Below are 12,349 nucleotides of genomic sequence, written 5' to 3'. Positions count from 1 at the left end.
CGTGCCGCGCCATCTAGTCGTTGGAAATGGCAAATTTCTCGTGAACCTTGACGAGCACGCCTATGTAAGGGATGTCTATTATCCGTATGTTGGTCAACTGAATCATACAGCCGGCTATCCCAGCCGTCTCGGGGTATGGGTGGAAGGTCAATTCAGCTGGCTAGGTGATCCAGAATGGAACATTCGCCTGGCTTATCAAGAAGATTCACTTGTTACCGATGTAACCGCCGAACACGAAGGGCTTGGTATTGTACTTCATATGAATGATGCCGTTCATCAGCGGGATTCGATCTACTTGAAGCGGATTGTCATCTCGAATGGTAATCCAAACCCACGTGAAGTACGCTTATTTTTCCATCAGGATCTGTCTATCAATGAAACGGAAGTTGGCGATACAGCAGGATTTTACCCTGACAATGGCACGTTATTTCATTACAAAAAAGATCGCTACTTCATGTTCAATGGCTGCATCACCCAGCATCATGGTGAAATAGCGGGCATACACCAATACACGACAGGCATCAAGCGATTTCATCAGGCAGAGGGAACGTGGAAGGACGCAGAGGATGGGCATCTTATGGGAAATCCTATCGCCCAAGGCTCTGTTGACAGTACGATCTGCTTGCGCACGATCGTCCCCGGCTCAGACAGTCGGGAGAGCTATTATTGGCTCAGTGTTGGTGAACGGCTTGAAGAGGTGAAACAACTTGATCGATATGTACGAGACAGCGGCCCTGCACAACTGATCCAGCGTGTCAGCACCTACTGGAAGCGTTGGTCGAATCAGCACCAGCTTGATTTCGCCGATCTGGAACCTGAGCTGATACGCCTATTTAAGCTCAGCCTGCTTATCATTCGCACGCAGACAGACGTGAACGGGGCAATCATTGCAGCGAATGATACGGACATTATGCAATTCAATCGGGATCATTACAGCTACATGTGGCCTCGGGATGGCGCACTTGTCGCGGAAGCGATGTCCGCTGCGGGATACCATGGGATGACAGCCCCCTTCTTCCGCTTCTGTGCGGATGCGCTGACTGCGGAAGGATACTTGCTGCACAAGTATAATCCTGACGGAACCGTCGGTTCCAGCTGGCATCCCTATCTGCGCGACGGCAAATCGCAACTGCCGATCCAAGAGGACGAGACCGGACTTGTGCTGTGGGCACTGTGGAGATATTACGAACATCACCGGGACATTGAGCTCCCTCAATCACTCTATCAGTCCTTAATTCGCAAGGCTGCCAAGTTCATGATTCACTACCGCGATCCCGAATTGAAGCTCCCTCTGCCCAGCTATGATCTATGGGAGGAGCGGTATGGAATATTCACCTTCACCGCTTCAGCTGTTTACAGCGGCTTAGTAGCTGCTTCCAACTTCGCATCTCTGTTCGGGGATGAGGAACGAGCTGACCGCTTCCGCAGCGCCGCAGAGGAAATCAAAACAGCGATGCTTGCCCATCTATGGAATGAAGAAGCCGGATGCTTCGTACGCGGACTGTACCGGAAAGAAGGGAAATGGGCTCAGGATTGTACGCCCGAGAGCAGCATTCTGGCCATTTATATGTTCGGTGTACTTCCTGCTGACGATGAGCGGGTACTGTCAACCGTTCGCGTATTGAAGAGCAAGCTGTCCATTCGCAGCCAGACTGGGGGGATTGCGCGCTACTGGCGAGACTACTACTTCCAGCGCAGCAATGATCCGAGCCTTGCTCCCGGCAATCCGTGGATCATATGTACCCTCTGGTTCGCAGCCCATGACATCGATACCGCCTCCAACCTGAAGGAACTGCAAGCCGCACATGATACCTTGCGCTGGGTGGAAGCACACAGTCTGGCAAGCGGATTGCTTCCTGAGCAGTTGGATCCATTTGATGGTTCTCCACTGTCCGTTGCACCCTTAACTTGGTCACATGCAACATACATTCATACCGTTCTGAAGTATATTGAGAAATACAAGCAATTGGAGGCAGCCGCAGCCGGTTTAGCTTGAAATTGAATAAGCCCCGCAGATTTCTGCGGGGCTTTCCTTTCATTTGCCTTGCTATATATCAAGTGGCAGACCGTCTAGGCGTTCAAGTTCTTATCGCCCGGCTTCCAATTGATTGGGCATAACCCGCCGGACTGCAGCGCCTGCAGCACACGAAGCGTCTCCTCTACGCTGCGCCCTACATTGTTATGGTTCACGACTTGATATTTCAGTTCGCCCTCTGGGTCAATAATGAACAAGCCACGCAGTGCAATGCCGTCCTCTTCTATTAAGACGCCATAGTCGCGTGCAACATTCTTCGTAATATCGGAGGCGAGCGGGAAGTTGATTTTGCCAAGACCATTCAGCTCTCTTGGTGTATTGATCCATGCTTTGTGGCTGTGGATGGAATCAACGGATACCCCTAAGATTTCCGTGTTCAATGCTTTGAACTCTTCCGCAGCTTCGCTCAATGCCGTTATCTCGGTCGGGCATACAAATGTGAAATCGAGCGGGTAAAAGAAAAATACGAGCCATTTCTCCCGGTAATCCGACAAAGATGCTGCTCCAAATCCTTGTCCGTCACCTTTTGCAGTTTCCATATTGAATTCTGGAGCAGGTCTGCCTACCAAACGTTCTGCCAAGCTAAATTCCTCCTAAGTACTAACTGAATTGGTGTCATTTATTATATCATTCTACCCGTTCGATTCAAAAATGACACGCCCCAAACCAACCTGCATGCAATCAACGGCTTACTGGAGCTATTGTCATCATATAGAGCTGATCATTCCCATGAATGTCTGTCCAAAATGACTGGCAACAAAGCAAAGGCCAACTCATCCTTCTAAGAGTTGGCCTTATCATCATCCCATTATTTTGTCATAGCTGCCACAATCAGATCGCCCATTGCTTCCGTTCCGATCGCCTTAGACTTATCTGTAGCGATATCGCCTGTCCGATGTCCGCTATCCAGCACTTCCTTCACTGCATCTTCAATGGATTGTGCCGCATCTTCATAGCCGAATGTCAATCGGAACATGAGAGCAACCGATAGAATGGTCGCAATTGGATTCGCAATTCCTTGCCCTGCAATATCCGGCGCCGAACCATGTACAGGCTCATACAGACCGAAGCTGCCTTCCCCTAAGGAAGCAGAGGATAGCATGCCGATAGAACCGGTGAGCATGGCTGCTTCGTCACTTAAGATATCACCGAACATATTCTCGGTGACGATAACGTCGAAGCTTGCCGGACGACGCAACAGCTGCATCGCGCAGTTATCCACCAATACATGCTCCAGCTCCACATCTGGATATTCAGGTGCAACGCGGTTCACCGTCTCTCTCCACAAGCGCGAAGTCTCAAGCACGTTCGCCTTATCTACCGAAGCCAGCTTCTTGCGGCGCTTCTGAGCAACCTCGAATGCTTGGCGTACAATGCGCTCGACTTCCTGTACATTGTAGACACAAGTATCAACGGCTTCCTGTCCATGTTCGCCCTCGCGGCGGAACTTCTCTCCGAAGTAAATCCCGCCCGTCAGTTCACGTACGACAATTAGATCCGTACCTTCAAGCACTTCAGGCTTCAATGTGGATGCATCCTTCAAACAGTCAAATACGACTGCAGGACGAATATTAGAGAACAAACCGAGAGCCTTGCGAATGCCAAGCAATCCTGTCTCAGGACGAAGCTCCTTCGGATTGTTGTCCCACTTCGGCCCTCCAACTGCTCCTAACAGAACCGCATCTGCATCCTTGCATAGAGCCAGCGTCTCCTCAGGCAGCGGCGTTCCCTTCTCGTCTATCGCGACTCCCCCGAACAGTCCATGGCTCGTCTCGAACGCATATCCGAAAAGTTCCTCCGTACGCTTCAATACCTTCTCCGCTTCTCTCACTACTTCCGGTCCGATTCCATCGCCAGCAACAATCGCTATCTTCTTCACTTCTGCCATGTCTGCCACTCCTCGTTCAAGTAATGTTATTCTTGTTGTATCACAAATGAACGAGTCTGACTAAGATATAAAAGCTATTGTTTTTATAGGTAAAAACTATTAAAGGATCTTCCATGTCGTTCTTTGCATTATTTGACTTTAAGCAAGTACCCCTTCGGATTGAAGGTCAGGAAAAATTTATGCTGGTTGCTATCAATGATAAATTGATCATTTTCCAATAGGAATTTTTGAACTGCCTCCATCGGCCCTGGTCCGAATGCAGGCATTATCGGATGGCCGTTAACCAGAGTATCCTCGACGATTAGATAACTGCCTTTGGTTACTAACTGGTTATATAAAGAGAGTTCTTGAAATACATGCTCTTCCGTATGCTCTGAATCTAGTATGACTAACACTACATCTTCAGGAGAAATTTGTTGTTTCACTTGATTGATGATCTCTGGCGAGATCGTATCCCCTAATAGATACGTAATTCTCTCATGTTGTGGGCGTGCTATTTCCACAATATCAATCGTAATTACCTTTCCCGATCCTAGCAAATCACACATATGTGCTAAAAACAGAGCACTTCCACCAAGGTTGGTTCCACATTCAACGATAACATCTGGCTTAACCCGAAATAATATTTCTTGATATAAAAATAAATCCAACGGGCATTTATAAATGTGTTGTCCCATCCAATATGTGTTCATCCATACAAGACTATCATAATAATGAGAGGTAAAATCAGCAACGGTAGAGTTCAAATCGTCATCTCCTTATGTGCAGACATGTAGATGTACGATTTCAATATATGAATACGGAAAAGGAAATGTGATAGGAATACGAATCTAATCTAGGATTCTTATATAAACTCCGCAGAATTGTACTTTTCCATGTCATGATCTGCCGTCTCTTCTCATTCGAGAGAGCCATAGAATGAAATAACTAGCAAGAAACAAGTCTTTCATAGGGAGGGAAGATGAGATGTATACCATCCCCGATCAATACTATGGCCGAACCAAAGAGTGGGCGATATCCTATGCGAATGAACACCGAATTCCAATCGAAGCGATTTACAAAGTGATTCACCCGCAAGAGACGCTCGCACTTCGACCAACAAAGGGGTTCGATCCTATGAGATGGCCGACAGCATGCTACTATGAGGAAGCCTTCGTAGCTACCGTGCCATCCGGCCGTCTTGCTACGGGGAACTGCTATGTCATCACACCGGATAACAAACGCTTGCTCGATGTCGAATATTTCTATCCCTATGACATGTTGTCACTTCCACCACCCGTCTACCAATCAGGTACGGTGGGCACTGTCGTATGGGGGTGGAATATTCCTGAGCTGGTGTTCACACAAGCCATTTTCGGACATTGGTTTTTTGACATATTGCCGCGATTTCACTTGCTCCAGCAGAGCGGAATACCAATTGACAAATATGTCATCGGCAAACTAACGCATTCCTTCCAATATGAATCGTTGGACATGCTGGGTATCCCGCTTGAGCGGCTTATTCAGGCCGATCGAAATGAATTCCATATCATGGCCGAGAGACTTCTTGTCCCGGCAGTACCATGGATGACAGGCAAAAGTCCTCGCTGGGCATATGAATATATACGAAGACAACTGAAAGACAACCATCCGGTTCAGCCTATCAGCGGGTATGAACGAATTTACGTCAGTAGACAGGATGCTTTCGCTCGCTATGTGATCAATGAAGATGAGGTGCTGGAACTGTTGCATTCCAAAGGATTTACCAAAATTGTGCTTACTCCGCTAACAACTGCTGAGAAGATCGCGATATACTCTTCTGCTCAAGCAGTCGTCGCCCCCTTCGGGAGCGGGAACATTAACTTTGCCTTCTGCAATCCCGGTACGAAGGTCATTGAAATGACGCCGCATACTGTTACGGACGATTACTTTTGGAAAATAAGCAATCATGCAGGGCTTGACTACTATGAAATCATCTGCGACATTGAGTACCCTGCAAAGCCAGTTGGAGGTGCCGATAACTTGTATGTGGATGTGAATAAGCTGCGGCACGTGCTTCATCTGGCTGGAATCCATTAATCCGAACAACTTTCAAGAAAGACTACATTCCATAGAGCTCGTACCTTACGAAGTTGTCGATGATTGCTTCTAGTGAATCAAACTGCCTCCCCAACTCGAATATGATAAAGTCATATGTTAGCGTATAGCTTCCTCCTAAGCCTGCGGCCTGTATTGCAATTCTGATCACTAATAGATAATAGGAGTCATCGTATGCAGACTCTTGAATTAGCCGGGATATACGCCCGGCTTTTTCATTTTGCAGAGATAAATTATTTAAGAAGACCTCTATTCGCCACTTTCTCCTCTTACCGTACGTCATCCACATTTCACCCATTTTAGACGCAATCATTTGTTATGCCTAAGTCGTCCCCCTCACAATCATCATAATGTATCAGTACAGACACTGTAGTCAGGAGGAAGTGCTTCGTGTCAAGCAAGCAAAAGACTGTAATTATTGGTGCAGGCGGACATGCAAAAGTGATTATCGATATTTTGCAGCATGATTCATCGATAGAGATCATTGGATGTACGGATAAATCGGAGAAGCCGCAGATTATGGGGATTCCCCTATTAGGCGATGATTCTATCTTGCCTACTTTATTCGCGGATGACATACGCCATGCCTTTGTAGCAATCGGAGACAACAAGCTGCGTTACAAAATAGCAGTTCAAGTAGAGAAGCTGGGCTTTACCCTGATCAATGCCATCAGCCCGTTCGCTTATGTTGCCCCCTCTTCACAGTTAGGATCAGGAATTGCAATCATGCACAACGCGGTCATAAATGCAGAAGCTCAAGTCCATCACTACGCAGTCATTAACACAGGTGCCACAATCGATCATGAATCCGTGATAGAGCGAGCGTGTCATATTGCTCCTGGCACCACACTCTCTGGGAATGTACATGTTAAAGAAGGAAGCTTTCTCGGCACAGGCTCCAAAGTAATCGACGGGGTTACCATTGGGGCATGGTCTATTTTGGGGGCTGGTTCTGTTGCCATTCGCAATATTCCAGAATCCTGTGTTGCTGTTGGGGTTCCAGCTCGCGTCATTAAGCAGATTCACATTTAAATCGAGCTAATTGCAGACATGAATGTTGGAGGGAAATAACATGAACAAATACTACCCTATAGCAACCCCTGTCTTGAATGGAAATGAAACGAAATATGTTCTGGATTGTTTGAATACGACCTGGATCTCTTCCAACGGCCCATATCTGGATCAATTCGAGCAGCAATTCGCTGCCTTCTGCCAATCGAAGCATGCAATCGCCTGCAGCAATGGAACAACAGCACTGCATCTTGCCCTCCTTGCTCATGATGTCGGGCCAGGTGACGAAGTCATCGTACCTACACTTACGTTCGTTGCGACAGCAAATGCGGTGACGTATTGCGGCGCAGTACCTGTATTCATTGACGTTGAAGCCGATACGTGGAACATGGACATTCGAGCAATCGAGCAAAAAATCACTTCCCGTACGAAGGGCATTATCGCGGTACATCTATATGGACATCCCGCCGACATGGATCCAATCATGGAGCTTGCTCACAAATATGATCTGTTTGTCATTGAAGATGCTGCTGAAGCGATTGGGGCGCAGTACAAAGGGAGAATGGCAGGAGCGCTGGGACATACAGCGACATTCAGCCTATTCGGCAATAAAGTCATTACAACTGGGGAAGGCGGTGTTGTCACCACAGACAACGAAGCCATTGCGGAGAAAATAAGATTGCTGCGAGGCCAAGGGATAGATAAGAACAAAAAGTATTGGCATCCTGTCATCGGTTACAACTATCGGATGACGAATATTCAAGCCGCTATCGGTTGCGCCCAACTGGAGAAGGTTGAGTGGCATATTCGAGAGCGAATTCGGGTAGCAATGCATTATTATGATTACTTGCAGCACGACAGCAGACTGACACTGCCTGTACAACGAATATGGGCCAAAAATGTATTCTGGATGTTCAGTATTGTGTTAAACGGCCGTTCCGAGCAGCAGCGAGATCATGTCATGCAGCAGCTGAAGGACAAAGGAATAGAAACCCGGCCATTCTTCTATCCGATGCACATCCTTCCTCCCTATCGCGATGGTCAGCTGTATGAAGAATATCCGATCGCCAACCGAATTGCATCGCAAGGCATGAATCTTCCCAGCCACGGCGAATTAACCAAACAGGATATTCAGTATATCTGCCAATCCCTGCAAGACATACTGTGACGAACAAATGAGCTGTTAGGAGGAGACATTATTGGATCTGCAATATCGACTCATCCATTTCATACAAGCAATCTGGAGACAGGATGGTCAACATTTCATCACCGAGCTGTTTCGACAGTTCCTTAACCGCGAACCAGGAGCGGTAGAGAGTCAGCACTATATGAGACTGTTGACTTCTCGGCAGACCAAACTAGGTATTATCGAGCAAGTCATGTGCAGTGAGGAGGCAGAGCAGAACTACCTTAGGCCCCCTACAAGTTTTATTCCTACTCAAGCTGTTTCCGCTGCTGGTATTATTCGGCGATTTTACGCGGCAGAGCCCTTTTTTTTCGTCCATTCTTTGTATGATGAACTGTTGTGCCGCAATCCTGACTCACAGGGCTTGCGAGGCCATCTGAAGGGATTAATGGCCAAACATAGTAAGAAACTAATGCTCCGGCAATTTTTGAATACCGCAGAATTTCAACAATTGCTTGCACACCCGCATCCACCGTTGAAATTGGATCCCAATCCTCCCTCCATTCTGACAGCATCCCCGCGAACTGTTCAGCATATTGGGATTTTCCTAGCTTATCCGCACCCGCTTGCCATGGATGGTGAAGGAATTGGCCGCTTCCTCTACCGGCTTACGAGAGGAATGTTGTCCAACTTTCCACATGTGCACATTCATATTGCTGCTACTAGCTATAATTACGCAGATGCAGAACAGTCTTTCTCACCGTTAAGACTCATGTTTCCGGGCAGAGTTCATATCCACCATTCCAATAATATAGAGCATTTCAATACGAATGTACCCGCTGAGATATGGATCGTCCCCATTATCTCGCTCGATTTGGCCATGTTTTTAAAAAAGCCGTATATTTTATGTCTGCATGATCTCGTTCATCATCAGTTTAAAGAGCTTTATTTCTCTACCTACCCAGAATTTTGTCACCGTGTGGATCGAAATGGCTATTATATTTCGCATAAAGCCGCGGCGGTTGTATCGAACTCGAATTATGTACGAACTCACCATGCAATTGGCATTGCTGGGCTGCCTGCACACAAAACGCATGTCATCCGACTTGCTCCACCTAGTGACGAGTATCAAACCTTTTCATTTATGGATCAGCAGCATTTTAGAGCGAAATATCAGCTTCATCATGAATATATCGTATTTCCAACCGTACTTCGCCTTCACAAAAATTTCGAGCGGCTTCTTGCTGCATTTATTCAATTCCGTTTAACGATAGACGGATACCATTCGCGTCTGCGACTCGTCTTCACTGATCAATTGTCCAGCAGTCCAAAAGAAGCCGATGTCATGCGCATGCTGCATCATGTTCAAGATCCTGAAATTGTAAATAGTCTCATGTTCATCGGCAGAATTCCGACCTCCGACATGCCTTCTCTCTACAAATATGCAATCGGCACAATCGTGCCTACCTTGTTTGAAGGCAGCTGTCCTTTCCCTATTCTTGAATCTTTAACGGTAGGAACGCCTGTCGCTGCAGCCAATCTAGAGGTGACGAACGAAATTATTCCCAATATGAGCGCCTTCCTGGCCTTCAATCCATACTCCGTAGACGAGATCGAAGCCAGTCTTCGCGCTCTGTGGGTATATCGCCATACCTTAGTGCCAGGACAACAGGCAGTGATTCAAGGAGCAATGCAGCGAAGCTGGTCGGATGTTGCGAACGAATACTACGCCCTTCTCCAACATGTCATATCGAACCCGGTCTAAATCATGCCGTAATATTTCAAATAGGCAACGCGGAAGACATGAATATATTGGCTTGCAATATGATCCCACGTGTCTGTTGGATCATTCATGCCCTGCACAGCAGACGATTTGTAATGACTGGAATGTTCAAAAAATAAATTCAGTGCTTGTGCGATGGAATCAGGGGATTCTGGATCGAACCAGATGATCTCCGCGCTATGTTTTGCCATATGCTCTCTCATCACAGGAATATCCGAGCACAGCACCGGTACACCAAGACGCAGCGCTTCTTCTACGGGGTAGCTTCCTCCCCCCTCCGACATGCTCGGCATAATAAGTGCTTGCGCGTTGCGAACTAGAGGAATCACGTTAGAGTCATGAATGAACCCCAGCGGATAGATGTCTGCATCCAAGCGAAGCCCTGTCCTTGATAATAAAGAAATCAGCGTAGGCACATACATTTGTTCCGGCCATTGTGGAGGGACAACTCGCAGCAATTCTGTATTATGTCCAAACAGTACGAGGGGGACTTTGTTAACTGCGGTGCACCTGGAATATCCCAACAGCAGATTATAGTGATTTTTGTGTGGAGATATATTACTTGGGTAGACCACATATTGCATCGGGAGACGGACGGCCACATCAGGGCTCACGTTATCGCTGACGAGATGACTTATCGGATCTGCTGGCAGTATGGCGTGCGGAATAATGGTCGCGCTGTTGCCTACCTCTCCGAAATGATGGAGCAGCCTAGTCTGTACATGGCGTGAGGATACGACAATTGAGGTCATGTTACTGAGCCATTCCTTCGCTTCCCGCCAAGCCTGCTCAATAACGGCGCCTGACACATAGGGTGGTACAAAGTCAAAGACAGTTGCATCATGAAAGGTGCATGTCGTCGGAAGATCTACCTTCACATAAGCAGGCCCATGCGGCCAGAAGAAATACACAACATGGCAATCTGCTAACAGCACCCTCGCTTCTGGCGATTGAATGCTTCCGTTAAAATACACAATGTCGATATTCGGGTAGCTGACCGTATCGATTCTCTCTTTGAACTTCGTGTCAGGTGCAATGACTAATCGTACGAGATCAATATCAACCTGCCGAGCCATCGCAGGCAGCATATTCGATAGCAATCTTGCTCCACCGCCTGCCGATATCATATTCGCGCACCATATCATAATTCTCATTATTCACACTCCCTCGGAAGCGATTTCTTGTTGAACGCAGCAATCAGTTAATCCTTATGCTGCATTCTGCACTAAGATTCGTGGGAGTAGCCGTGACGCATGAAGCATGCTTCCGAGTACAATAACGATAGCTAGATTGGAGGGAGTATTAGAATGGCGCAAGTTATATGGCATGGCACAGTATTCGATTCCACTGGATATGCCAAGGCAACCAGAGAATATGTACTCGCACTGCATGCTGCCGGCGTAGATGTGAGCCTTGAAACCTATCAAGGACTACCGCAAGTAGGACTTCCCCCAGATCAACGTTCTGTACTGGAGCACTTGCTGAGAAAGCGACGCAGCGCTGGTCGCCGCGTTAGTGTATACCACTATATTCCGGACCTCTGGCGGAGAAAGCTTCGGGCTTCATTCGGATTTACCTACTGGGAAACGTCGAAGATACCAGATAATTGGATTAAACAAGCAAATCAAATGAGCGGCATCCTGCTGCCCAGCATTCATAATATCAATGTTTTTCGCCAATCCGGCGTTAATGTACCGCTGCATTACGTTCGGCCCTGTCTCTCCGAACCCTATCATCCTCCTGCTCCTGAGCATACACCGCAGTACGTGAATCATTTACCGCCATTCCGATTTTTGTCCGTATGTTCTTGGATTGATCGCAAAGGAATAGACATCTTGCTCAAAGCCTTCTGGAGTGAATTTACGGCGGCTGATCCGGTATGTCTCATTATTAAGACAGCAGGTACCGCAGAGGTATATCACATGATGGAGCATTGGAAGAGAGAACTGCAGCTGACACATCATCCTGCTCAGGTCTATATCGATTTAGAACTGCGCAGCGAGATGGAGATGGATGCCTTATATCGAAGCAGTCATGCATTTGTGCTGCCGAGCCGTGGAGAAGGTGTCGGCTATCCCGTATTGGAAGCCGCTATGAGGGGAGTGCCTATCATTGTAACCGGCTGGGGTGGTCATCTTGATTTCTTGAATGAATATAACAGTTACTTAATCCCCTACCACCTCGTACCCGTAAGGCCTCAGCCTTATTACCAAGGATACCAGAGTGAGCAGCTGTGGGCTGAGGCTTCTGTAGACGCCCTGCGCAGCCAGATGCGGCATGTCGTTACCAATTATGCGGAAGCGTCTACCAAGGGCCAAATTGCTATGCACCATACGCTCACTCATTTTTCACCTGATAAGGCAGCCCAGGATCTCATTACTGCCCTATCACGTACAACGGGCTTCACCTTTACCTAGAAGGTGAAGCCCG

The 12,349-nt window shown here is 47.4% G+C and carries 10 protein-coding genes; 6 read left to right on the top strand and 4 right to left on the bottom strand.

Going from position 1 to position 12,349, the window contains the following annotated elements; translation table 11 throughout:
- Position 1 precedes the first annotated feature (1 nt).
- Entirely contained in the window at positions 2 to 1,996 is a 1,995-nt protein-coding gene (locus ABN764_RS21255) for a glycoside hydrolase family 15 protein (RefSeq protein ID WP_446673037.1), read from the top strand.
- A 74-nt stretch (positions 1,997 to 2,070) separates the two neighbouring features.
- Here the strand turns inward: ABN764_RS21255 and ABN764_RS21250 are convergent, their stop codons facing one another.
- The 3 genes from ABN764_RS21250 to ABN764_RS21240 form a co-directional block, all read right to left on the bottom strand.
- Positions 2,071 to 2,616 carry a peroxiredoxin gene (locus ABN764_RS21250; RefSeq protein ID WP_021254513.1) on the bottom strand — a complete coding sequence of 182 codons (546 nt, stop codon included), beginning with the start codon at positions 2,614 to 2,616 and terminating at the stop codon, positions 2,071 to 2,073.
- Positions 2,617 to 2,843: 227 nt separating this feature from the next.
- Positions 2,844 to 3,923, bottom strand: a complete 1,080-nt coding sequence (leuB, locus tag ABN764_RS21245; protein ID WP_021262060.1) for a 3-isopropylmalate dehydrogenase — start codon at positions 3,921 to 3,923, stop codon at positions 2,844 to 2,846.
- A gap of 128 nt (positions 3,924 to 4,051) precedes the next feature.
- Entirely contained in the window at positions 4,052 to 4,615 is a 564-nt protein-coding gene (locus tag ABN764_RS21240) for a CmcI family methyltransferase (RefSeq protein WP_083544851.1), read from the bottom strand.
- Between the two features lie 274 nt (positions 4,616 to 4,889).
- On the opposite strand from ABN764_RS21240, the gene ABN764_RS21235 reads away from it, so the two are divergent.
- The 4 genes from ABN764_RS21235 (at position 4,890) to ABN764_RS21220 (ending at position 9,901) form a co-directional block, all read left to right on the top strand.
- A complete protein-coding gene (locus tag ABN764_RS21235; RefSeq protein ID WP_446673036.1) occupies positions 4,890 to 5,981 on the top strand; it encodes a glycosyltransferase family 61 protein in 1,092 nt (363 codons plus the stop codon).
- Positions 5,982 to 6,389: 408 nt separating this feature from the next.
- Positions 6,390 to 7,031, top strand: a complete 642-nt coding sequence (locus tag ABN764_RS21230) for an acetyltransferase (RefSeq protein WP_446673035.1) — start codon at positions 6,390 to 6,392, stop codon at positions 7,029 to 7,031.
- Between the two features lie 40 nt (positions 7,032 to 7,071).
- Positions 7,072 to 8,178: a DegT/DnrJ/EryC1/StrS family aminotransferase gene (locus ABN764_RS21225; RefSeq protein WP_446673034.1), complete on the top strand. Its 1,107-nt coding sequence runs from the start codon at positions 7,072 to 7,074 to the stop codon at positions 8,176 to 8,178.
- Positions 8,179 to 8,209: 31 nt separating this feature from the next.
- Complete coding sequence (locus tag ABN764_RS21220) at positions 8,210 to 9,901, top strand: DUF4214 domain-containing protein (RefSeq protein WP_446673033.1); 1,692 nt, start codon at positions 8,210 to 8,212, stop codon at positions 9,899 to 9,901.
- On the opposite strand, the gene ABN764_RS21215 is transcribed toward ABN764_RS21220, so the two are convergent.
- Positions 9,898 to 11,073, bottom strand: a complete 1,176-nt coding sequence (locus ABN764_RS21215) for a glycosyltransferase (RefSeq protein ID WP_446673032.1) — start codon at positions 11,071 to 11,073, stop codon at positions 9,898 to 9,900. The two genes, ABN764_RS21220 and ABN764_RS21215, sit on opposite strands and share 4 nt — an antisense overlap.
- Positions 11,074 to 11,226: 153 nt before the next feature.
- Here ABN764_RS21215 and ABN764_RS21210 point away from each other — a divergent pair, with 153 nt between their 5' ends.
- Entirely contained in the window at positions 11,227 to 12,336 is a 1,110-nt protein-coding gene (locus ABN764_RS21210; RefSeq protein ID WP_446673031.1) for a glycosyltransferase family 4 protein, read from the top strand.
- The last annotated feature ends 13 nt before the right edge of the window (positions 12,337 to 12,349 follow it).

The sequence above is a fragment of the Paenibacillus wuxiensis genome (assembly GCF_040195695.1).
GTDB classification, from domain to species: domain Bacteria; phylum Bacillota; class Bacilli; order Paenibacillales; family Paenibacillaceae; genus Paenibacillus_B; species Paenibacillus_B suaedae.
The sequence above is the reverse complement of the archived record's forward strand: the minus strand, read 5'-3'. Positions and strand labels throughout refer to the sequence as shown.